This window comes from Flavobacterium sp. PL002 (assembly GCF_054165825.1).
The window spans coordinates 1,245,001-1,268,995 of sequence record NZ_CM135110.1; the positions used below are offsets into that span (position 1 = coordinate 1,245,001).

The 23,995-nt window shown below is 35.0% G+C and carries 15 protein-coding genes, 1 tRNA gene, 1 rRNA gene and 1 pseudogene (1 of these 18 cut by a window edge); 7 read left to right on the plus strand and 11 right to left on the minus strand.

Annotated elements, in window-relative coordinates; translation table 11 throughout:
• Together ACVEGE_RS05520 and ACVEGE_RS05525 are read right to left on the minus strand one after the other, a co-directional pair.
• Positions 1 to 1,437, minus strand: a 16S ribosomal RNA gene (locus ACVEGE_RS05520); it reaches 77 nt to the left of the window's first position.
• A gap of 891 nt (positions 1,438 to 2,328) precedes the next feature.
• Positions 2,329 to 3,081 (minus strand): annotated as a pseudogene (locus tag ACVEGE_RS05525) (ISAon1 family transposase); the annotation flags it as partial.
• 82 nt (positions 3,082 to 3,163) lie between these two features.
• Between ACVEGE_RS05525 and ACVEGE_RS05530 the strand changes: the two are divergent.
• Both ACVEGE_RS05530 and ACVEGE_RS05535 read left to right on the plus strand, forming a co-directional pair.
• Positions 3,164 to 3,526, plus strand: coding sequence for an ISAon1 family transposase N-terminal region protein (locus ACVEGE_RS05530; RefSeq protein ID WP_458008627.1), 363 nt, complete (start codon positions 3,164 to 3,166; stop codon positions 3,524 to 3,526).
• Between the two features lie 13 nt (positions 3,527 to 3,539).
• Positions 3,540 to 4,493 (plus strand): ISAon1 family transposase, encoded by a 954-nt coding sequence (locus tag ACVEGE_RS05535; protein ID WP_370567000.1) that lies wholly within the window; start codon positions 3,540 to 3,542, stop codon positions 4,491 to 4,493.
• Between the two features lie 248 nt (positions 4,494 to 4,741).
• On the opposite strand, the gene ACVEGE_RS05540 is transcribed toward ACVEGE_RS05535, so the two are convergent.
• The 9 genes from ACVEGE_RS05540 to ACVEGE_RS05580 form a co-directional block, all read right to left on the minus strand.
• Entirely contained in the window at positions 4,742 to 5,098 is a 357-nt protein-coding gene (locus tag ACVEGE_RS05540) for an ISAon1 family transposase N-terminal region protein (protein ID WP_192499748.1), read from the minus strand.
• A gap of 263 nt (positions 5,099 to 5,361) precedes the next feature.
• Positions 5,362 to 5,435: transfer RNA gene (locus ACVEGE_RS05545), tRNA-Asp, on the minus strand.
• 86 nt (positions 5,436 to 5,521) lie between these two features.
• On the minus strand, positions 5,522 to 6,448 hold the full coding sequence (locus tag ACVEGE_RS05550; protein WP_192499747.1) for a DUF58 domain-containing protein: 927 nt from the start codon (positions 6,446 to 6,448) through the stop codon (positions 5,522 to 5,524).
• 144 nt (positions 6,449 to 6,592) lie between these two features.
• Positions 6,593 to 6,910, minus strand: a complete 318-nt coding sequence (trxA, locus tag ACVEGE_RS05555) for a thioredoxin (RefSeq protein WP_026708908.1) — start codon at positions 6,908 to 6,910, stop codon at positions 6,593 to 6,595.
• Positions 6,911 to 7,222: 312 nt separating this feature from the next.
• Entirely contained in the window at positions 7,223 to 8,128 is a 906-nt protein-coding gene (locus tag ACVEGE_RS05560; RefSeq protein WP_192499746.1) for an outer membrane beta-barrel protein, read from the minus strand.
• Between the two features lie 296 nt (positions 8,129 to 8,424).
• A complete protein-coding gene (dnaE, locus tag ACVEGE_RS05565) occupies positions 8,425 to 12,951 on the minus strand; it encodes a DNA polymerase III subunit alpha (RefSeq protein WP_192499745.1) in 4,527 nt (1,508 codons plus the stop codon).
• 152 nt (positions 12,952 to 13,103) lie between these two features.
• Entirely contained in the window at positions 13,104 to 13,937 is an 834-nt protein-coding gene (locus tag ACVEGE_RS05570) for a porin family protein (protein WP_192499744.1), read from the minus strand.
• A gap of 68 nt (positions 13,938 to 14,005) precedes the next feature.
• On the minus strand, positions 14,006 to 16,789 hold the full coding sequence (locus ACVEGE_RS05575) for an MBG domain-containing protein (RefSeq protein ID WP_192499743.1): 2,784 nt from the start codon (positions 16,787 to 16,789) through the stop codon (positions 14,006 to 14,008).
• Positions 16,790 to 17,527: 738 nt separating this feature from the next.
• Positions 17,528 to 18,595 carry a helix-turn-helix domain-containing protein gene (locus ACVEGE_RS05580; protein WP_192499742.1) on the minus strand — a complete coding sequence of 356 codons (1,068 nt, stop codon included), beginning with the start codon at positions 18,593 to 18,595 and terminating at the stop codon, positions 17,528 to 17,530.
• A 788-nt stretch (positions 18,596 to 19,383) separates the two neighbouring features.
• Between ACVEGE_RS05580 and leuC the strand changes: the two genes are divergently transcribed.
• The 5 genes from leuC to ACVEGE_RS05605 all read left to right on the plus strand — a co-directional run bounded on the left by leuC (position 19,384) and on the right by ACVEGE_RS05605 (position 23,967).
• Positions 19,384 to 20,778 carry a 3-isopropylmalate dehydratase large subunit gene (gene leuC, locus ACVEGE_RS05585; RefSeq protein WP_173853724.1) on the plus strand — a complete coding sequence of 465 codons (1,395 nt, stop codon included), beginning with the start codon at positions 19,384 to 19,386 and terminating at the stop codon, positions 20,776 to 20,778.
• Between the two features lie 69 nt (positions 20,779 to 20,847).
• On the plus strand, positions 20,848 to 21,201 hold the full coding sequence (locus tag ACVEGE_RS05590) for a four helix bundle protein (protein WP_173853725.1): 354 nt from the start codon (positions 20,848 to 20,850) through the stop codon (positions 21,199 to 21,201).
• A 59-nt stretch (positions 21,202 to 21,260) separates the two neighbouring features.
• Positions 21,261 to 21,857 (plus strand): 3-isopropylmalate dehydratase small subunit, encoded by a 597-nt coding sequence (leuD, locus tag ACVEGE_RS05595; RefSeq protein WP_173839334.1) that lies wholly within the window; start codon positions 21,261 to 21,263, stop codon positions 21,855 to 21,857.
• 42 nt (positions 21,858 to 21,899) lie between these two features.
• Positions 21,900 to 22,409, plus strand: coding sequence for a GNAT family N-acetyltransferase (locus tag ACVEGE_RS05600; RefSeq protein WP_192499741.1), 510 nt, complete (start codon positions 21,900 to 21,902; stop codon positions 22,407 to 22,409).
• Positions 22,410 to 22,449: 40 nt separating this feature from the next.
• Positions 22,450 to 23,967 (plus strand): alpha-isopropylmalate synthase regulatory domain-containing protein, encoded by a 1,518-nt coding sequence (locus ACVEGE_RS05605; RefSeq protein WP_192499740.1) that lies wholly within the window; start codon positions 22,450 to 22,452, stop codon positions 23,965 to 23,967.
• Positions 23,968 to 23,995 lie beyond the last annotated feature (28 nt).

Sequence of the window (23,995 nt, forward strand, 5' to 3'; positions counted from 1 at the left end):
GCAGCTCCTTGCGGTCACCGACTTCAGGCACCCCCAGCTTCCATGGCTTGACGGGCGGTGTGTACAAGGCCCGGGAACGTATTCACCGGATCATGGCTGATATCCGATTACTAGCGATTCCAGCTTCACGGAGTCGAGTTGCAGACTCCGATCCGAACTGAGAACGGTTTTGTAGATTCGCTCCTGGTTGCCCAGTGGCTGCTCTCTGTACCGTCCATTGTAGCACGTGTGTAGCCCAAGGCGTAAGGGCCGTGATGATTTGACGTCATCCCCACCTTCCTCACAGTTTACACTGGCAGTCTTGTTAGAGTTCCCGACATGACTCGCTGGCAACTAACAACAGGGGTTGCGCTCGTTATAGGACTTAACCTGACACCTCACGGCACGAGCTGACGACAACCATGCAGCACCTTGTAAATTGTCTTGCGAAAAGTCTGTTTCCAAACCGGTCAATCTACATTTAAGCCTTGGTAAGGTTCCTCGCGTATCATCGAATTAAACCACATGCTCCACCGCTTGTGCGGGCCCCCGTCAATTCCTTTGAGTTTCAAACTTGCGTTCGTACTCCCCAGGTGGGATACTTATCACTTTCGCTTAGCCACTGAGATTGCTCCCAACAGCTAGTATCCATCGTTTACGGCGTGGACTACCAGGGTATCTAATCCTGTTCGCTACCCACGCTTTCGTCCATCAGCGTCAATATATTAGTAGTAACCTGCCTTCGCAATTGGTATTCCATGTAATCTCTAAGCATTTCACCGCTACACTACATATTCTAGTTACTTCCTAATAATTCAAGTCAGACAGTATCAATGGCCGTTCCACCGTTGAGCGATGGGCTTTCACCACTGACTTATCTGACCGCCTACGGACCCTTTAAACCCAATGATTCCGGATAACGCTTGGATCCTCCGTATTACCGCGGCTGCTGGCACGGAGTTAGCCGATCCTTATTCTTACAGTACCGTCAAGCTGGTTCACGAACCAGTGTTTCTTCCTGTATAAAAGCAGTTTACAATCCATAGGACCGTCATCCTGCACGCGGCATGGCTGGATCAGGCTTGCGCCCATTGTCCAATATTCCTCACTGCTGCCTCCCGTAGGAGTCTGGTCCGTGTCTCAGTACCAGTGTGGGGGATCTCCCTCTCAGGACCCCTACCCATCGTAGTCTTGGTAAGCCGTTACCTTACCAACTAACTAATGGGACGCATGCTCATCTTTCACCGATAAATCTTTAATAGTAATCTCATGCGAGACTACTATACTATGAGGTATTAATCCAAATTTCTCTGGGCTATCCCTCTGTGAAAGGTAGATTGCATACGCGTTACGCACCCGTGCGCCGGTCTCATTATCCGAAGATAACTACCCCTCGACTTGCATGTGTTAAGCCTGCCGCTAGCGTTCATCCTGAGCCAGGATCAAACTCTTCATCGTATATTATTTGCTTATTACTAAGCTATTTATTTTTGACTGAAGATCTATTGGTTATACTCTAATCTATCTATTCTATTACTCTTATTCTTTTGTTCTAACATCTCTGTTAAAACGGCTGTCAATTCAATATGTCTAGGAACGTGTTCTTATCTTTTTTTCAACCTCGTTTGCATGTTAAACATGTTTCCCGAATCGGGTGCAAAAGTAATAAACTCTTTTATTTCTCACAAGCTTTTTTTAAAATAATCTGAAAATAAATTTTCAACTTATTCCGTTTTGCTTGCCATAATGTAAAGAACTTATTCGCTGTTGCGGGTGCAAAAGTACTGACTCTTTTCCGTTAAACAATACATGAAATTCACTATTATTACTTTTATTTACAACCCAATCTTTAAAACACTATAAATGTAGGGTTTGAGCTTACTTAAAAACAAGCTGTTTTGCTATTTGTAAGTGTTTTCACTTGAATAGAATTCAAATTCGAAATGAAAATTCAAAAAATAGAAGTCCAAATTAGCATTATGACAATCTTAAAGATCACATACGACATAAATACTATTCATTAACATACACTTCAAAAGGTAACTCAAGTTTCTATATCCTTTACATTATATATGTATGATACATTCAGCATATTCTACAACTCATTAATAAAACAGCACTCCCTAGCCCTGATAGCAGTGAAAATCCTCTTGAGTCCTCGAGATGATAATCGAGAGAACTCAAGAGATTGTAGCGAATAGCAGGAAATAGCTCCTAAACCAAATTTCAAGAACCACTATTACTATACGATTAAAACAAATGAAAATTAAAAACAACAATGCTCTAATAAGAAATGAGCACTTGTGACAAGATAATGGATCATAACGAAAACCTGTGGAGAGGAATAAATTAAGCATATATATTAGTTAGCCTAAACAGGAAGTATCCTATATTTCTAACACCTCTAAATTTTGATCTGAAGGCTTTTATTTTGGCATTGAATGATTCTGCAGAAGCATTGGTACTTCTGTTGTCAAAATAATTTAATATTGTCTGATAATGATTTGTAATTGTACGAGAGATTGTTCCGAAAGATTTGAATCCGGACTGATCTACTTTTTCATGCCATTTGGCTAGTTTTGCAAACCCAATGATTTTGTCAGTTATTTTGTCAAAGATAGTACGTAAGTCTTGTGTTAAATCGTATGCTTTTAAAATGTCTGGATATAATTTAAACAATAAAGTGGCACGTTGCGTTTGGTTTTGCGTCCATCTTGATTTGTTTTTGTATAGAAAATAACGACTTCTAGCGAGTAATTGCTTAAGTGTATCTCCATTTGAAAGTATTTGAGATTCGAAATTTGATTTGCTTTTTTTTGCTTTTTCAATAGCATTATTTTCTTGATCAATAGCTTCCCAACGATATTTAATCCTGATTTCCTGTAAAGCCTCTATAGCTAGTTTTTGAACATGAAATCGATCTGTAACACGAGTTGCATTAGGAAAGCATTTTTTGGCAATCAAATTCATATTTCCCGCCATGTCTAAAGTTATTTCTTTAACTTGATTTCGTTGTTTAAGAGCAATTTTTTCTATAACTGCAATAACTGTATCGGCTTTAGTTCCTGCAATCATAGCTACAATAGTTCCTTTTCTTCCTTTTCCAGATTTGTTAGGATCAAGTCTAAAAGTTGTGGGGAAATATTAAAAAAGGGATATTTGTGTTTTTAAAAATAAGATACAAATGCAAGATTCTTTTACCGAACTTCTCAAATTATTACTACCCGAAATTATTGTTGACTATTTTGAGTTAACCTCATACAAGAAAGCAGATGAAGTTTTGCATTTATACTTAAAAGAGATTAATCCCCCCCCTAAAGAATATCGTAATGAGAAACTAAGTTCCAAGGGATTCTTTGATGAAATAACAGTTCAAGATTTTCCCATTCGAGGACATCAGGTTTATCTTCATATCACACGCAGAAGATGGCTTAATGAAGACACTAGTAAAGTTGTATTTAGAGATTGGAATTTAGTAGCAGACGGAACTCGAGTAACACAAGAGTTTGCGTCTTTTTTAAAAGAGATCAATAGATTCCAAGGCTAATGACTGTAATGCCATAGCCTCTTTTTATGGAGTTAAAGGAAAAAATCTACAACATCAATACAAGGATTTTTTAAGTAATTTTAAAATTTGGGATCAAAAACCACATGCTAAACAATGGCTTCTATTTGCCCAAAATATTGGCAAACGTTTGTCTATAGACGAAACTTCACTATCCAATGGTGAACTCTATACTATTTTGACAAACAAAACTGCAAAAGGAAGAAAAGGAGCTATAGTAGCTATGATTGCTGGCACTAAAGCTGAAACAGTAATTTCAATCATTGAAAAAATCCCAATTAAGCGACGAAATTTAGTCACTGAAATCACTTTAGATATGGCAGGAAATATGGGTCTAATCGCCAAGAAATGCTTCCCAAATGCAACACGAGTTACTGATAGATTTCATGTACAAAAACTAGCTACAGAGGCTTTACAAGAAATAAGAATAAAATACCGTTGGCAAGCAATAGACCACGAAAACGAGGCTATAGAAAAAGCTAAGAAAAACAAGAAAAAATTCGAACCTACAATTTTATCAAATGGAGATACCATTAAGCAATTACTAGCCCGAAGTCGATACATCTTGTATAAAAACAAATCAAAATGGTCAGAAAAACAAACGGAAAGAGCCAAATTGCTATTCGAATTATACCCCGATATTGAAAAAGCGTACGGATTAGCTCAAGATTTACGAAATGTTTTTGAAAACACAACTGATAAAATATACGCACTAACCAGATTAGCTAAATGGCATGAAAAAGTAAATCAAGCAGAATTTAAATCCTTTAATACAATATCTAGAACGATACAGAATCATTATCAAACAATACTAAACTACTTTGATAACAGAAGTACAAATGCGTCTGCAGAATCTTTTAACGCAAAGATAAAAGCTTTTAGGTCTCAATTTAGAGGAGTAAGAAACATCGAGTTCTTCCTTTTTAGGCTAACAAATATATATGCCTAATTTTTACTTCCCCACAGGTTTTCGTTATGATCCATTTGTTAGTCAAAATAGTATAGAGCTCGCCATTTGAAAGAGACGTTTCATCTATTGATAGATTCATTCCAATGTTTTGCGGAAAAATAAGCCATTCTTCTGAATGTTTTATTTGATCCCAAGCTTTAAAATCACTTAAAAAGTCTTTGTATTGACACTGGAGGTTTCTACCTGAAACTCCATAGAAAGAAGCAATAGTATTACAATCATTTGGGCTAGAATCTATTGATCTCTTTTAAAAAAGACGCAAACTCCTGTGTTACACGAGTTCCGTCTGCTACTAAATTCCAATCTCTGAAAACAATTTTACTTGTGTCTTCATTAAGCCATCTTCTACGAGTGATATGAAGATATACTTTAAAACCACGGATAGGGAAATCCTGGACTGTTATTTCATCAAAGAATCCTTTTGAACTTAATTTGTTTTGAAGATATTCTTTTGGTAGTGAATTAATCTCTTTTAGATAAAGATGGAGAGCTACATTTTCCTTTTTATAAGAAGTAAGTTCAAAATAGTTTATTATTATCTCAGGTAGTAATAATTTTAGGATCTCATTAAAAGATTCTTGCATTGGGATAAGATTTTAAAATACAAATATCCTTATTTAAATATTTCCCCACAACAATATGTATTGATCCAAGATAATCACAAAACAATTAAAATCAAAGTACCTTTAAATCAAAAAAGCCATCCACAATAAAGTGGAAAGCTTTTCATTGGTCTAACTACTAAACCCGGTCTTGTTACTTCTAACTCGACCAAACAACACAACTAATCTTAAAAACCTTTTGGGGACAAAAAAGCCTTTCTAATTAGAAAGGCTTCCCCGATATGCGGTCTGGACGGGACTCGAACCCGCGACCCCCTGCGTGACAGGCAGGTATTCTAACCAACTGAACTACCAGACCTCAGCGTTATTGCGGTTGCAAAGATACAACAGAATTCGAGTTACGCAAATGTTTTTCATAAAAATATTTAAATTTTCTTTTTCAATTCAACCAAAGTTTTGTTTTTCAGCTAGATATGTCAATAAAATTTGTTCAAAATTTTCACCTACTGCTACCGGAACATACTTAATTTGGTTTTGAGCACAACTCAACGAAAGCTTCTTGAAGTAATCAGCAACCTCTTGTTCATAAACTTCTTTTACATTATCTGCAAAAAGAGCTACCTCCTCGCCAGTTTCAACATCAATAAACTTCTTAGGCACATTACCAAAATCAAAATTAAGTTCGGTTTCGTTATCTATCACATGAAACAAGACTACTTTATGCTTATTGTGTTTTAAATGCTGAAGAGCCGCAAAAAGAGCCTCTTCATTCCCAGAGTGAAACATATCTGTAAAAAGGATAATCATAGAGCGCCTATGAATCTTCTGGGCAATTTGATGCAAATACGTTATAGTATCAGTATTCTTTTTTTCTTTTACTTGATTGAGAACATTTTCAAGAGTATTAAGCAACATACTATGATGCCTATCACTACCTTTTTCGGGTGCATAGTATTCATACGTATCCGAAAAAACACTTAAACCAACAGCATCTCGTTGCTTTTTTAACAAATTCATCAATACCGCAGATGCCAATACCGAGAAACCTATTTTACTTTCATAAAACGACTGACTAGATTTAAGCTTAGGATAATGCATCGATGAAGAGTTGTCTATAATAAGATGGCAACGCAGGTTAGTTTCCTCTTCAAAGCGCTTTGAATATAAACGATCCGTTTTTGCAAAAAGCTTCCAATCGATATGCCGCGTACTCTCGCCTATATTATAAACTTTATGTTCAGCAAATTCTGCCGAGAATCCATGAAACGGACTCTTATGCATCCCTGACACAAAACCTTCAACAACTTGGCTTGCCAATAATTGCAGGTGTTGAAAACTCGAAATTTTTTCTTTTTGTGATTCAATCTTCATCTTTCAAAGTTATTAAAAGATTCAATCAATTAAAAGATTCAACTGATATAAAAAACAAGAGAAGCTGAAATAAATTCAGCTTAAACCAAAAAAAAGGCTTGACTTACGCCAAACCTTTTTTCCATATAAACCGTAATCTTACGATTACAACAAAGCGTCTAAACTATCTGCGTAAGTTTGCTTAGGAGCTACTCCTACTTGCTTACCTACAACTTCACCGTTATGAAAAACCAATACTGTTGGAATGTTTCTCACTCCGTATTTTGCAGCAAATTCTTGATTTGCATCAACATCAACTTTACCAACTACAACTTTACCGTCATATTCAGTACTTAATTCGTCGATGATTGGTCCTACCATTCTACAAGGCCCACACCATGCTGCCCAAAAATCCACCATTACTGGTTTGTCTGATTTCAAAACTACTTCTTCAAAAGTAGCATCTGTTATTGCTAATGCCATAATATCTTTATTTAATGTTAAGCGTTTTATCAAAGTATAAAACTAGATTACAAATTTAGAAAATAAAACCAACTTGCACACTATACATGAATTAGTTTTGATTATAAATGTATCGTAAATAACTATTAAAAACCAAAACAACTCTAATTAACAAATTAAAGCCACTATTTCTTACCCCCGAAGCTTATTGAAAAAAAATAGCAAAAAAATGTATTACCTTCAGGAATATAATTTTCGTAGTATTCTAAAATTTACTCCAAAAAAAAAAAGACCTTCTTTTCAGAAGGCCTTAATAATTTATCGTAATAGAGATTATAGACTGTATTTTAAACCTACAGTTAACCCAACCCCACTGATACTGATATAAGAGCTTAAATCATCTCCTGCTTTATCTTCATCATAACCAGCAGAATTAGTTGCTTTATTATTAGAAGTACTATTTAAATTACTACCATAATTAATATTGATTTCAGAATTTGACAGATGTAATGGATGCCCAACAGGTAATGCAAAACCATCAGCTCCGTTAAGAGTATAATTTGTCACTTCTTTATTTTTACCATGTACAGTGAAATTACGGTATTCGATTTCTGCAAATGCTGAAATATTTTTTCCTAATTTATACGTTGTACCTAGCGAAGCTAAAAATCCAACAGTTGGTTCTGGCTTAATCACATCTTCACGATATAATGGACCAACAGATGTCACTGCATTTGTTTTTAAATCCAATTGTCCGTGAACAGGAACAATTACACCTACTTTTGTATAAGGTTCAAAACCTTTATGTTCTCCTAAAAACAATACTAATGCAGGAGCAACATCAAATGCTGTAACCTGACCTTTTATATCTAACATTTTAACATCATCAACAATAGTTTCAACCATAGTCTTTTGTTTACTAGTATAGTAGTTCACACCCATTTCAAAACCAACTCTTGTATTAAATCTATATCCTGCAGTCAAACCAGTTCTAAATCCTTCTCCAAAAGAACCAGTTACACTTTCTTTTGATACTAAAACTCCACCTGTATATACTTGTCTTAATGGTTCTCTACCATTAACACTTGGAAACTCAGTAGCCGTTGCTTGTATAAAATATGACCCTCCAAGCTTCACATACCAACCTTTATCAGCAGTAGTACTTGCATCATCTTTAGTTTGCGCTAACATTGTCATTGAGCAAACCATCATTCCTAAAATCAGTAGGTTCTTTTTCATAATTTTTCTTATTTCTAAAAGTTCATTTAGTTTATTGAGTTACTACAAACATAAATAATTTTAAATAATGCTTTCATATTTTTCACAAAGAAATGTGAACAAAAAAACAAAATAATATGCACGCATAACAAAATCAATACTTTACACGATAAAAATTAACATTTCTAGTCTAAAAAAACTGTTAAAATCAAGTGTAACTTACTTAAAAAACATATTAAAACCGCTAATAAAACAATCTACTATAACGTTTTCTAGCTTTAAAACTTAACATTTATCTACTTTACAGCAAATACGCTTTAATTTAATTTAAAATTAATCTGCATTTTTTCTAGAGCGAATAAAAGTTCGTTAGATATTTTTATTTTTAAACGCCTACTGGGCATTGTTAATTTTGTCACCACATTAATCTCCTCAACTTCGGTCACTGTAACTGCCGTAGTAGTTTCAACTTCACTTGAATCTACATCTTCATCAAATTCAACCTCTTCATTTTCAATAACTATAGGTTTATCTTCCACCAGTTTTTTAATCTTTTCAAGCTCCATTACTTCAAATGTAACTTGATTATCTCCCTTATTTTCTAAAAACAAATGGCTTAATCTATGAATGAATTCTGCATCCAAATCATTAATATTTAATAATACAACCAACTTTTTTGCAAAATCATCTAATACATCTTGTAAATATTGCACTAGCATAAATTGAATTCTAGGATCACTCTTTTTACCTGTGTCTTGATTTACCCAACCTTCTTTCACTAAAACCTTCATGAAAGTAAAATTATTTTGGATAAAGAAATGCCTAAATTTTAAGTATTCCTCTCCAAAAATCTTAAACTCGTAACTCTCATCATAGCCTTCAAGCGTGAATATCCCCCAACCTTTTCCGTTTTTAGCAACGCGATGTTGCACATTATTAATGATTCCGCCAAAAGTCAAATTTTTACCCACATGCAAGTCCAAACTTTTCAATGCTTCTAACTTCGCATTACAGAAATATTTCATTTCAAACTTATAATCATCCAGAGGGTGTCCTGAAATATAAATCCCAACAACCTCTTTCTCCTTCGCTAATTTCTCCATAGTACTCCAATCCTCACAAGGGGGCACAACAGGCTCTTCTATTTGAACATCGCTTGACTCGCCAAACAAACTTACTTGAGAACTGTTTTCGTTTTCTTGAAACTTGGCCCCATATTTAATCGCTTTTTCATAGAAAGTGATCCCGTCCCCATCATCATGAAAATATTGCGAACGCAATGTTCCTTCAAACGAGTCAAAACCTCCAGCAAGTATCAAATTCTCTAATGCTTTTTTATTAGCTGCACGCAAATCGATACGTTTGGTTAAATCAAAAACCGACTTGTATTTTCCATCTTTTCTATTTTCAACAATGGTATTTACAGCTCCTTGCCCTACACCCTTGATGGCTCCCATACCAAAACGTACCGCATAATCATCATTTACCGTAAATTTATAATACGACTCGTTCACATCAGGCCCTAAAACTTGTAGTCCCATGCGCTTGCACTCTTCCATAAAAAAAGTAACCTGCTTGATATCACTCATATTATTAGAAAGTACCGCAGCCATATATTCAGCAGGAAAATGCGCTTTTAAATAAGCCGTTTGATAAGCAATCCAAGCATAGCAAGTCGAGTGCGATTTATTAAAGGCATAACTTGCAAAGGCTTCCCAGTCTTTCCAGATTTTCTCCAAAACTACTGCATCATGCCCCTTAGCTGATGCTTGTTCGACAAACTTGGGTTTCATTTTATCCAAAACCTCTTTTTGCTTCTTACCCATCGCTTTACGCAGTACATCGGCTTCACCTTTCGTAAAATCGGCTAATGATTGAGACAAAAGCATCACCTGCTCTTGGTAAACAGTAATTCCGTACGTTTCCCCTAGATATTCTTCGCAGGCATCCAGATCGTATTTTATTTCTTCTTCGCCGTTTTTTCTTCGAACGAAAGACGGAATGTATTCTAGCGGCCCTGGTCGATACAAAGCATTCATCGCAATTAAATCCCCAAATACCGTAGGCTTTAAGTCCTTCATGTATTTTTGCATTCCAGGCGACTCATATTGAAAGATTCCAACCGTTTCTCCACGTTGGAATAATTCGTATGTTTTAACATCATCAATAGGAAACTCATCAGGATTTAAATCAATATTATTTCGATACTTCACCAACTTAACAGTGTCTTTAATCAAGGTTAGGGTTTTCAAACCCAAGAAGTCCATCTTCAACAAACCTGCACTCTCAGCAACGGAGTTGTCAAACTGGGTTACATATAAATCAGAATCTTTGGCCGTTGTTACAGGAACGAAGTTAGTAATATCTGATGGCGTGATAATCACTCCACAAGCATGAATACCCGTGTTTCGCATGGAACCTTCTAGAATTTTTGCTTGTCGAATTGTTTCTCCAGCCAGCTCATCCGAATTTGCAATAGCAATTAATTCTTTCACATTATCGAATTCGTCAGATCGCAAGGCTTTTTTGACATCTTCTTCCTTTTCAGAAATAAAACGCGCTAGATTCCACTTAGACGGCATCATCGCTGGAATTAATTTTGCAATTCTATCCGCTTCAAACAATGGTAGATCTAGTACACGCGCCGTATCTCGAATAGCCGACTTAGTCGCCATTTTACCATAAGTGATAATTTGTGCTACTTGATTGGCACCATACTTCTTGATTACATAATCCATAACGCGACCACGACCCTCATCATCAAAGTCAATATCAATATCGGGCATGGATACACGATCGGGATTTAAGAAACGCTCAAAAAGCAAATCGTACTTAATGGGGTCAATATTGGTGATCTTTAAACAATAGGCCACCGCAGATCCCGCTGCCGATCCACGACCTGGTCCTACAGAAACATCCATCTCCCGAGCTTTGGCAATAAAATCCTGTACAATCAAGAAATATCCCGGATAACCAGAGTTGGAAATCGTTAATAACTCAAAATCCAAACGTTCTTGAATTGATTCGGTAATATCACCATACCTTTTCTTTGCACCTTCCATCGTTAGGTGTCGCAAATAAGCGTTTTCCCCTCTTACACCATTATCAGCATCATCTTCTGGATTTACAAATTCCTGCGGAATATCATACTTAGGCAGTAATACATCTCGATAGAGTGAATAAATTTCGACCTTATCTACAATTTCTTGAATATTGATAATTGCATCAGGCAAATCAGCGAAGAGTTTTTTCATTTCTTCTCCTGACTTGTAATAATATTCTTGATTGGGTAAACCATAACGATAACCTCGACCACGACCTATAGGTGTTGCTTGCTTTTCACCGTCTTTGACACACAGTAAAATATCATGCGCATTGGCATCCTCTTTATTTAAGTAGTAGGTATTATTTGAAGCAATTAATTTTACTTCATGCTTTTTAGCAAATTCAATTAAGGTTTTGTTTACCCTATTTTCATCCTCTTGATTGTGGCGCATGATTTCGAGATAAAAATCATCTCCAAATTGTTCTTTCCACCATACTAAAGCTTCTTCGGCTTGGTGCTCCCCTAAATTCAAAATCTTACCTGGAATTTCTCCGTATAAATTTCCAGAAAGTACCATGATGTCCTCTTTGTACTTTTCTACTATTTTTTTATCAATTCTAGGCACATAATAAAACCCGTTGATATTGGCAATAGAAGCCATTTTGGCTAAATTATGATAGCCTTTTTTATTTTTAGCCAATAATACCACTTGATACCCATTGTCTTTTTTGGTTTTGTCTAAGTGGTTTTCACAAATATTAAACTCGCATCCTACAATAGGTTTAATTTCCGTTTCGGTAGGTTCTTCTCCGCTTTCAGCCAATGTTTTATTTTTGGCGGAAGCCGATTTATTATGATTCATAATCGCGCTCACAAAATGGAAAGCCCCCATCATGTTTGCTGTATCCGTCATTGCGATCGCTGGGAAACCATTTTTGGCAGTAGCCGAGACCAAAGGACCAATCCCAATAGTGGATTGCAATACCGAAAATTGGGTATGGTTGTGTAAATGGGCAAACTTGGCTTCAGCCAAAACTTTTTTATTCTCTAAAAGTTCTCCTTTAGAGATTCCGCCACCTTGTGTTTCTCCAAGTTGTTGACGAATGCGATCAGATGCTTGTTTTAAATTAATGTGCTTTAACCCAATGAGCTGAACCTCTCTAGGATTTTTATCTTGAAATTCCTTAAAGTACGAAGCAGGAACATCTAATTCTTCTTTTGTAAAACGCTCTCTCCTGATTAACTCTAAAAAACAACGTGTAGTTGCCTCAACATCTGCAGTTGCGTTATGCGCTTCAGAAAAAGGTACATTAAATAAATATTGATGAAGTTCCGTTAATGTTGGTAATTTAAACTTTCCACCACGACCACCTGGTAATTGCAATAGTTTAGCCGTAACTTCTGTACAAGTATCGAGAACGGGCATGGTAGCCATAGGAGAATCTACACCCATACGATGCAACTCGGCTCCCATAATATTGACATCAAAACCTAGATTTTGACCTACTATATATTTAGCCTTATCTAAAGCTTCATTAAATTTCTCTAAAACTTCAATAAGATCAATTCCCTCGGCTGCAGCTAACTCAGTCGATATTCCGTGAATTCGCTCGGCATCATAAGGAATATTAAAACCATCTGGCTTAACTAAATAGTCTTGATGCTCTATGAGTTTTCCCATTTCATCATGCAGCTGCCAAGCAATTTGAATACAACGAGGCCAGTTGTCTGAATCTGTAATGGGAGCATCCCATCGTTTTGGTAATCCTGTAGTTTCAGTATCGAATATTAAGTACATAGCTAGAATTGAGTAGTTTATAATTTATCGATTTCTCGAAAAATGAATGTCAAATTTAGTTCTTTTTAAAGCTACAAACAATAGGCAAAATCATAAAAAAAGAAAAGGCCTTGATTACTCAAGACCTTTGACAATTAATTTAAAAAACAATTTTATTTAAAATTCCAACCTAATGTTAACCCAAATGCTACTGGGTTGATTTTAACATTTTTATCTGAACTATACAATCCGTTTGCTTTTCTATCAGCAACTGTAGTCGCATTATAACCTATATAGGATTCGTCTTTATCTTGATCCAATATTGAACCATATCCATTCTCAAGAAACATTGCTGCGTAAATAGCACTTTTTGCCCCAGTATCAAATGTGAATCCTAATTCAAAAGAACTCATTATAACTCCTTTTGTATTGTACTCCCCCGATGCAGTATAATTGTCTTGCATTCCAAAACCATATTCCGGTAAATTATCAATAGTTAAATTGACATCTGGATAATAAGCAGAACCTGTTGCACTAGTCGCAGACGCTTTTATTTTATAGCTTACAGGTAAAAAATATTTAGCTCCAGCTCTAAAATTGAAATCAACACCTTTATTGATGTTTGTTTTAAATTGCACAAAAAGCGGTATTTGTAAAGCATGAAGCGTTTGCTTTTCCTTATAATTACTCGTTGTAACATTATATATAAAAGCAGAACCTATTGCGTCTACTTCATAATTAGAAACAACTGCTTTTTCATTTAACAAGCTTACTTCTTGCTTGTATTGTGAAAACTCTATCCCAGAACCAATACCAAAATGATCTGTCAATGCATAAATATAACCTGCTTTCACGGCACCTCCCAATCGGTCTCCTGATACGGTACCTTTTACCTCACCCTGAAGGTTTCCAATTCCTGATTGTACACCTACGTAAAATTGCGCAACAACTCCTTGAGAGATCAAAAGTATCGCAATACCTAAAGATTTTTTTATATTAAATTTCATATTTGTCTTTTTAAAATTAGACTAATCTATTCCTATTTTAATAATAAGATAGATTAATCTTCAATTATTTAATTTCTAACTAGAAGGTTTTTTGAGAATAATTTACCATTAGTTAAGATCATTTTCACTATGTAAATACCTTGATTTGCTGGTGCTCTCAATTCGATTACTTGTGCATCAACAACTTGATCAGATACTAAACTTCCAAGAATGTTGTAAACTAGAACACGCGCACCTTGCATTGAAGCCAAATCTACATTAGTAACCAATTGGTAAGCATCATTAGCTTTAACTGGATTAGGAACAATATTTAAATATTCTTGTACAATTGAAGGAGAGAAAGTCAAAGGACATGTAGTCACAACTGTTCCATCTATTTTAGTTGCCATTACATAATAAGTACCGTTTAATGCACCATTTTGTTTAAAATACTGAGCGGTTTGTCCTGCAACCAAAACTCCGTTTTTGTACCACGCATACGATTTGAAACTGTTTGAACTATTATCAAAGAAAATAACATCGTCAAATTGTTTTCTAATTAAATTGGTTTGGCTTTTAACCACTGCATTAGTAACAACCAATGCTGCATTATAATTTACATTACCTGCTTGAGAAGCCGTAATTGTAGCTGAACCAGCATTATTAAAAGAAAGTATACCATTCGAAACTGTTGCAACAGCCGTATTCGAGGAAGTATAGCTTATTGGCAATCCACTTGAAGTTGTAGCTGTTAAAGCAACAGTATTCTCTGAATCGCAACCTAAACTTACTGTTTGGCTCCAACTAATTGCTTGATCTGCTTTGGTTATACTAAAATTAGCACCAACAAAAGTAATTTGATAATTAGACCCTGCACTCAACGCACCTTGTGTAATAGCATATGTGGCTACATCCTCACCAGCAACTCTAGACAAAACTCCTGTAAAATCATCTCCGCTTTCTAAGCTTGGCAAAACCGAATACGTCAAACTAGCATCAGTTTCTCCGTAAACTTTTGTTTTAGCAGCGGCAGTAACTTTGATTGCTTTTGGTGTAATACTAAAATTAGCACCAACAAAAGTAATTTGATACTTAGACCCTGCATTCAAGGTACCTTGCGTAATGGAGTATGTTGCTACATCCTCATCGGCAACTCTAGACAAAACTCCTGTAAAATCATCTCCGCTTTCTAAACTTGGCGATACCGTATAATTAAAAATTGGATCTGTTGTTCCGTAAACTTTGGTTTTAGCAGCGGCAGTAACTGTAACTGGTATCTGATTCACACTTAAATCAACTGCACTAGAAGTAACTGTGCCACAAGTACCCGTAACCACACAGGAGTAAGATCCTGCATCAGCGGTAACAACATTTGTTAAAGATAATGTAGTAGCAATAGCTCCCGAAATGTTAACGTTATTTTTTTTCCATTGGTAAGACAAACCTGTACCTGTAGCCGCAATTGAGAATGAGGTATCAGTTCCGTAATTTACCGTTTTAGCTATTGGCTGCGTTGTAATAGCGGGAGCGGTACAACTAGATATAGTATAAACAGCGCTAATAGTACCTTGCGTATAATTACCGGATGCAGCCTGGGTAGCAGTTATAGTAGTCGTACCGTCAGCAATTGGCGTCACTACATTTCCACTAACCGTAGCAACAGCCGTATTAGAACTACTGTAAGTAAAAACTCCAGCACTGTTAGAGGTTGGATTTGTAAGCGTTATATCCGTCCCTACTAGTCCATTTGCAGCAGAAAAATTAGTTATTGTTGGTGGTCCTTTTACTGTAACAACAAAACTTTGATCTACGGTTTCAGCTCCGTTGGTCGCTCTTATAGTCACATTATGAATACCAATATCTGATAATGCTGGAGTACCCGAAAGTACCGCACCAGTTCCTAGACGAGCGACTTTGTTTTGGGAATTTAGTCCAAATATCAATGAACCAGTAGGTGTCAAATTCATTCCCCAAATTTTATTATCATCACCCTGAGGTACCAAAATAGTCTCTGTTGTTAGTGTATTATTGTATTTTTTTATCCCTCCTGAAGAATTAAATGAAACATAGATATTTCCATTAACATCAATTTTCACATCAGTTGGTTGATTCGAAACATTCAACACAACTTTCAAACTTGTACCATCAAAAGTAGATATTGTATTATCAGAGTAATTTGCAATATATAGCAAACCACTATCGTCAAACCCCAACCCAAAAGGGTTTGTAGTAGATACAAAAACAACAGAGGTTTGAGTAACTGGATCAATTTTTAGAATAGAACTAGAATTCCAATTAGCACAATATATATATCCTCCTCTAAAAACTAATGATAACAAACCCTGTGTAGCATGTTGATAAACTAGTGTTTGCCCTAATTCTGGATTTGCTAAACTTATTTTCTTTATTGAACTACCTCCAGTAACACTATTATTATAATACGAAACATAAAGATACCCTGCATCAACATTCATCGCAAAAATAGCACCATCATCTACAGCTGCCCAGGTTGTATTTGCAGTTCCGTCAGGCGCTATTTTATAAATATACCTATTAGTACCTTGATTTTCTACAACATACGTATTACCATCACTATCTCCAGCAATACCTCCAGGCGATAAGATAGATGGACCAAAAGTTACCATTGAAGTAGAGCCATCCGCAGCAAAACTCATCCAAGTTGGCAATGTTGGACAAGTGATTGTAGGAACATTAATAGTTCCATCTGAAGCAAAAGCAGAATAAGTATACGAAGTTCCTACTGTAGCTGTGGTTATAGGAGTTGATTCAAAAGTCAACTGCCCGTAGGATTTTTGGGTTATGCTAAAGAGGCAGCATAACACCATAATCAGGGAAAGGTAATTTTTTTTCATAATAGATAATTTAGTTTAAAGTATTTAAATAATAATAATATATGCCTATTCGATTTTCTAGACAAAAATCAGTTTCAACATCATAAATTTTATTAACAAACCTATAGGTAATTTTAAAGTTTCAAGAATAAATAGCCTTGAAAAAAGCTTTTTTAGCCACAAAACAGTCATTTAATGGAATAAGTATTAATTATGATGACATTATAAATTGGAACTAGCTTGAAAAAACATTTAATCTAATTACAATAAGAATTTTTATAATCTTAAAGCAGTAACAATTTATATTAAACACTTGAATTAAAATAATTTGAAATATAGGATTATTAGGCGAGAGCCATTAATGATTTAAGAAATCATTGAAAAAAGTAGTTTTTATTTATAATTTATTTTTAGTATTAAACAATAGGGCTTTGTAACAACTGCAAAATTATTATAAAAAAAACTTAAACGAATAGCCCATTCGGACAAATCGATAGCCCATTCGGACAAATATTAAAACTAAAACAAATATAAGTAACTAATTTATAAATACTTAAAAATAAAAAAAATTAAATTCTATAGAACATCTATTCCCCTAGCTGGAGTAACCTTTGTCAAAATTTTGATATTATTATACCACTACAGTGTTCGATATAATATAACCAACAGCACTATATTGCATTGGCCAATAACAATACACTCAAAAAAAATCAGCAAAATTCTTTGAACTAATTGTAAAATCAATCGTTTATTTAAAAACTATTGCACTAAGCGCAAATCAGAAGGAAGCTTTTCATGCCTTTTTTTAAAAGCAGCGCTAAATTTACTAGGACTATCATAACCTACTTCTAAGGCAATTTGTTTTACTTGCATATTAGAGTTTTGAAGTAATTGCAAAGCCAATTCCATTTTTTTATCAATAATATATTGCAAAATTGAGGTTCCATAAACTGATTTGAAGTCGGTTTTTAATTTTGAAGTCGAGGTGTTGAGTTTTTCGGCTAGTGCATCAATACCCATAAAAGGCTTGGATAAATTTGTTGTAATCAACAATTCACATTTTGCAATTTTTTTATAATCAACAGCGCCTTTATCTTGATAATCATCATCCCGATTATCAGCAAAAACATGCTTAAAAAAAGAAGTTAATATTCGCAATGATTGACCCTTCAAAATGGTTTTGTTTAAAATATCAGTATTGAACGTTTTAAAAGTATCTAAAATTTCTTGAGATAATTCCACCGCGTTGGGCACAATGTCTTGATAGGAAACAAAGCCTTTGTCAGAATCTAAAAACTTTTTAAAAGGAAGCTTAGTATCTAGTTGATCTAAAGGAATATTTTCATGAAGCCAGCTAGGACTTACGTAGTAAATATAAAACAAGCATTTAGAGCCTTTGTAAAAACAGGCACCTACATCAACACCTGGCTTTTTGAATGCCCAGAATTTATTCTGAAAAGGCATCTTATCAATAAACACATTATTCAATTGCACTTCGCTCTCAAAAACTGTAAAGGTTATTGAATAGTGATCACTAGGAATATCCGGAGCATAAACTGATTTAATCACGCTATCGTGTTTGAATTCTACATTTGTTATGGTAAGCCATAAACCTTCATCAATTTTACGGTAACGCATAGCTCCTTTAATAAAAGGATTATTCCTTACTACTAACTGTTCTTTTGCAATATGTTTACTCCCTGGAGATTTTATTGTTGATTCTATGAATAATTCAGGTGTGTTTGCTACAAAGGGAAACTCAAAAAAACCGTCCCGATAGAACTTAAAATTAGGTGTAATATATTGAAACCACTTGGATAAACTCATACTTTTAATTTAAACTCCCACATAGTTTAAGCCTCAAATACGATTCATCTAATTGACAAACCTAAGACAGACTAAACAAACCACATTAAAAAGGAATAAATTCATTGCAAATTAACAAAAAATTATGGTTTTAAAAAACACGTATAAACACCTATTTACAACTTAAAAGCATTACTAAGACTTATTTGAGTGAAAAAACTTATCTTTAAAACAATAGCTAATTTTAACTCATTTTATTTATTCGGTTTACCGTAAACGTATTTTCATTCTGCCCTGATAAAACAAATTGTATTCAAAGACTAGATAAAGATTATAAATCCTAATAAGCAAATAAAAATAAAAGATAATCATTTTTTGAACGTCGTAATAATGAGGTAAAATAAAAGATAGTAAAAGGAATTTAAAGTCTCTTTAAACCTCTAAACAAAAACCTCAAACCTGAATCATTAAAAGATATTTAATTATCAAATCATTAAAATAATGAATCAAAATCATTTTTCTTATAAAAATAATTCATTAAAATAAGTTTAAATTACACTATTAATAAAAACAAAACTTACACAAACAAAGCTTTTCTAATATTTACTCTAGCAAAAATTACTATCCTAATTCTGAACTTTAAATGTAGATTCTAAAATAAAGAACTCCATGGCTATAGAATCACACTTTGGGTATCGTATAAAATGAAATATCGAAATTGACACTTTGGTCCCTTTTTCTAATTTTGTTTTCTATTACAAAAGCTAGAAGAGCCGCTATTGTAAAAATTACAATTTAAAATTAATAAAATGAGTAAGACATTATTTGACAAAGTATGGGACGCACATGTTGTACGTAAAATTGAAGATGGACCAGATGTGTTTTTTATTGACCGTCATTTCATACATGAAGTTACCAGCCCAGTTGCATTTTTAGGATTAAAATCAAGAAATGTATCTGTTTTATACCCTGAAAGAACATTTGCAACTGCAGATCACAATACACCTACAATTAATCAACACTTACCTGTTGAAGACGCTTTATCAGCAAATCAATTAAAAGCATTAGAAGACAATGCTGCCGAATACGGTATTTCGCACTGGGGATTGGGTGATCCTAAAAACGGAATCGTACACGTGGTAGGTCCTGAAAACGGAATTACTTTACCCGGAGCAACTATTGTTTGTGGAGATTCACATACTTCTACACATGGTGCTTTTGGAGCAATTGCTTTTGGAATTGGAACTTCAGAGGTTGAAATGGTACTTGCAACACAATGTATCATGCAACCCAAACCAAAGAAAATGCGTATCAACGTAAATGGAACTTTAAGTAAAGGTGTGGGACCAAAGGATGTTGCCTTATATATCATCTCTCAATTAACGACTTCTGGTGGAACAGGTTATTTTGCTGAATACGCTGGAAATGTTTTTGAAGAAATGTCTATGGAAGGACGTATGACTGTTTGTAACCTTTCTATCGAAATGGGTGCTCGTGGCGGTATGATTGCTCCTGACCAAAAAACATTCGACTTTCTTGAAGGTAGATTGTATGCTCCAAAAGGGGACGACTGGACTAAAGCAGTCGCTTACTGGAAAACATTAAAAACAGATGATGATGCTGTATTTGATGCTGAATTAAATATCGACGCCGCAGACATAGAGCCAATGATCACTTACGGTACCAATCCTGGAATGGGAATAGGTATCTCAAAAAATATCCCAACAGCTAGTCAAGTACAAGGTGGTGCAGAAACTTACAAAAAGTCATTAGCATATATGGGCTTCAATGAAGACGATGTGATGATAGGAAAACCTATTGATTTTGTTTTCTTAGGAAGTTGTACAAATGGCCGTATTGAAGATTTTAGAGCGTTTACTGATATTGTAAAAGGTCGTAAAAAAGCAGACAACGTAACCGCATGGTTGGTTCCAGGATCACACGTAGTCGAAGCACAAATTAAAGAAGAAGGTTTGCTTGACATTCTAACAGAATCTGGATTTGTATTGCGTCAACCGGGATGTTCAGCTTGTTTAGCGATGAATGATGATAAAGTACCCGCTGGAAAATATGCAGTTAGTACCTCAAACAGAAACTTTGAAGGTCGTCAAGGTCCAGGTTCAAGAACTTTGCTAGCCTCTCCTATCATGGCAGCAGCAGCAGCGGTTACTGGGAAATTGACTGATCCAAGAGATCTTTTTTAGAAAGCAATCAGCTATGAGCCTTGGGCAATGGGCTTTTTTCAGATTGCCGAAAGCTCAAAGCAGATAATTATGAGAGATTTTAGAAAATACAATGTTTGGCAGGATAGTCATTTATTCACACTTGAAATTTATCAGGTTACAAAAGAATTTCCAAAAGAGGAATTATTTGGATTAACAAGTCAATTGAGAAGAGCAACATCCTCTATTCCAACAAATTTCGCCGAAGGTTGTGGTTCTAATTCTGAAAAAGAATTTGCTAGATATTTGAATATTGCAATTGCATCCTGTTCTGAAGTTGAATATTTACTATTACTTACTTCTGACTTGAAATATCTAAACATTGAACTACATCAGGGTTTAGCTAGCAAAATAATTCAAATAAGAAAACAAATTTATCAATTACGACTTAAGTTAAATCAATAATATCGCAGTCCCCGCCCAAAGCCCATGGCTCAAAGCTGACTGCCAAAAGCAATATAAAAATGGCATACGATAAATTCAATATACTTACTAGTAGTGCAGTGCCACTACCAATAGAAAATGTGGATACAGACCAAATAATCCCAGCTCGTTTCTTGAAAGCGACTGAGCGAGTAGGTTTTGGTGATAATCTTTTTAGAGACTGGAGATACAATGGAGACGATACGCCAAAAGCTGATTTCGTTTTAAACAACCCAACCTATTCTGGAAAAATTCTTGTGGGAGGAAAAAACTTTGGTTCTGGTTCTTCACGTGAGCACGCTGCTTGGGCGGTTTACGATTACGGTTTCCGTGCTGTAGTTTCTTCTTTCTTTGCTGACATCTTTAAAGGAAATTGTTTGAATATTGGTGTTTTACCCGTTCAAGTAAGCCCAGAATTTGCTGCTTCTATTTTTAAAGCTATAGATGCAGATCCAAACACCGAGCTTGAAATCAATTTACCAGAGCAAACAATTACACTAAAAGTGACTGGTGAAAAAGAATCTTTTGACATCAACGGATACAAAAAAAACAATATGGTTAACGGTTTTGACGATATTGATTACTTGCAAAACATCAAAGAAGACATCGTAACTTTTGCTGAAAAGCAATTGATCTAAACATTTCAATTTAATTATCCGTTAAAAGCAGTAGTGATTTCGATGAAAATAGAACCAAGTAGCGTCGCTGATATAGACTGCATTTTTGAATTTTATGATTTGGCTGTAGCCTATCAAAAAACCAAGTTCCACAAACACTGGATGGGTTTTGACCGCAAAATGGTTCTTAACGAAATAACAGAAAACAGGCAGTGGAAAATTATTATTGATGATGAAGTTGCTTGCGTTTTTGCCATCACATTCCAAGACGAGAGTATTTGGAAAGAAAAAAATGCAGATGCTGCGGTATATTTTCATCGAATTGTAACGCACCCAAAATTCAAAGGACAACACTTGGTAAAAAGAATAGTGACTTGGGGATTGGCTTTTGCCAAAGAAAAGAAACTACACTATTTACGCATGGATACTTGGGGAGATAATATAGAATTAATAGGGTATTACCAAAAATGTGGCTTTGATTTTCTAGGAGTAATTACTCCAGAATACAAGGGATTACCAAAGCATTACGAAGGGATAACATTGAGTTTATTCCAAATAAAAGTAGAATACTAGCCGCACAATAGTTCAAAACTATTGGTTTAGAAATAAGATAATGGAGAAAAGAAAGATTGAAATAATGGACACGACACTTCGTGATGGGGAACAAACCTCAGGAGTGTCTTTTTCTGCTGCAGAAAAACTAACCATTGCCCAATTACTATTAGAAGAATTGAATGTAGACCGCATCGAAATTGCATCGGCACGAGTAAGTGAAGGAGAATTTCAAGGGGTAAAAGGCATCATGTCATGGGCACAAGAAAAAGGATATACTAATCGAATCGAAGTTTTGACTTTTGTTGACGGAGGTCTTTCTATCGAATGGATGAAAAAAAGTGGCGCTAAAGTTCAAAACTTATTGACTAAGGGTTCTTTAAATCACCTGACACATCAATTAAAAAAAACTCCCGAACAGCATTTTTCTGAAATTGCAAAAACGATAAGTCTAGCAAAGGAAAACAATATTGAAACAAATGTTTATCTTGAAGATTGGAGTAACGGTATGCGCAACTCCCCTGAATATGTATTTCAGTATTTAGATTTTATCGCTACACAGCCTGTAAAAAGGGTATTACTTCCCGATACATTAGGTGTACTTATACCCGAACATACTTTTGAATACTTATCTAAAATTACCGCTAGATACCCCAACATTCATTTTGACTTTCATGCTCATAATGATTATGATTTAAGCATTGCTAACGTAATGGAAGCACTTAAAGCAGGTGTTCATGGTTTACATGTTACTGTAAACGGAATGGGAGAACGCGCCGGAAACGCGCCGCTTGAAAGCACCGTTGCTGTTATCAATGATTTCATGCCTGAGATAGAAATCAATGTAAAAGAGCCTTCGTTATATAAAGTGAGTAAGCTAGTAGAAGCTTTTACAGGATATCGTATTCCTGCTAACAAACCTATTGTGGGCGATAATGTTTTTACACAAACCGCTGGTATTCATGCTGATGGTGATAATAAAAACAACTTGTATTTTAATGACTTGCTACCAGAACGTTTTGGAAGAAAAAGGCAATATGCTTTAGGAAAAACATCTGGAAAGGCAAATATTGAAAAGAACTTACAAGAGTTAGGACTAAAATTAAATCAAGAAGATATAAAATTAGTTACACAACGTATTATCGAACTAGGCGATAAAAAAGAAACCGTAACCAAGGAAGACCTGCCTTACATTATCTCTGATGTTCTGCACAGTAAAATATTCGAAGAAAAAATTGTAGTGGAGTCTTACATACTATCACACGCTAAAGGAATGCGTCCTTCAACAACGTTATCACTACGAATCGACGGTGAATTAATTGAAGAACATGCACAAGGTGACGGACAATTTGATGCTTTTATGAATGCCTTAGGCAAAATCTATAAAAGCAAGAACTTAGAATTACCTAAATTAATCGATTACGCAGTACGTATTCCACCAGGAAGTAGCTCTGACGCCTTATGCGAAACCGTAATCACCTGGACAAACAACGGAAAAGAATTCAAAACACGAGGATTAGATTCTGATCAAACAGTTGCTGCAATAGTAGCAACGCAAAAGATGTTGAATGTAGTTTAAAGAAGTAGCTAAGCTACAAAGAATCTGA

Coding starts and splice junctions, on each gene's coding strand:
- ACVEGE_RS05530 (WP_458008627.1), top strand. CDS start 3,164: ATGCAAGATTCTTTTACCGAACTTCTCAAATTATTACTACCCGAAATT.
- ACVEGE_RS05540 (WP_192499748.1), bottom strand. CDS start 5,098: ATGCAAGAATCTTTTAATGAGATCCTAAAATTATTACTACCTGAGATA.
- ACVEGE_RS05550 (WP_192499747.1), bottom strand. CDS start 6,448: ATGAAGATTGAATCACAAAAAGAAAAAATTTCGAGTTTTCAACACCTG.
- trxA (WP_026708908.1), bottom strand. CDS start 6,910: ATGGCATTAGCAATAACAGATGCTACTTTTGAAGAAGTAGTTTTGAAA.
- ACVEGE_RS05560 (WP_192499746.1), bottom strand. CDS start 8,128: ATGAAAAAGAACCTACTGATTTTAGGAATGATGGTTTGCTCAATGACA.
- dnaE (WP_192499745.1), bottom strand. CDS start 12,951: ATGTACTTAATATTCGATACTGAAACTACAGGATTACCAAAACGATGG.
- ACVEGE_RS05570 (WP_192499744.1), bottom strand. CDS start 13,937: ATGAAATTTAATATAAAAAAATCTTTAGGTATTGCGATACTTTTGATC.
- ACVEGE_RS05575 (WP_192499743.1), bottom strand. CDS start 16,789: ATGAAAAAAAATTACCTTTCCCTGATTATGGTGTTATGCTGCCTCTTT.
- ACVEGE_RS05580 (WP_192499742.1), bottom strand. CDS start 18,595: ATGAGTTTATCCAAGTGGTTTCAATATATTACACCTAATTTTAAGTTC.
- leuC (WP_173853724.1), top strand. CDS start 19,384: ATGAGTAAGACATTATTTGACAAAGTATGGGACGCACATGTTGTACGT.
- ACVEGE_RS05590 (WP_173853725.1), top strand. CDS start 20,848: ATGAGAGATTTTAGAAAATACAATGTTTGGCAGGATAGTCATTTATTC.
- leuD (WP_173839334.1), top strand. CDS start 21,261: ATGGCATACGATAAATTCAATATACTTACTAGTAGTGCAGTGCCACTA.
- ACVEGE_RS05600 (WP_192499741.1), top strand. CDS start 21,900: ATGAAAATAGAACCAAGTAGCGTCGCTGATATAGACTGCATTTTTGAA.
- ACVEGE_RS05605 (WP_192499740.1), top strand. CDS start 22,450: ATGGAGAAAAGAAAGATTGAAATAATGGACACGACACTTCGTGATGGG.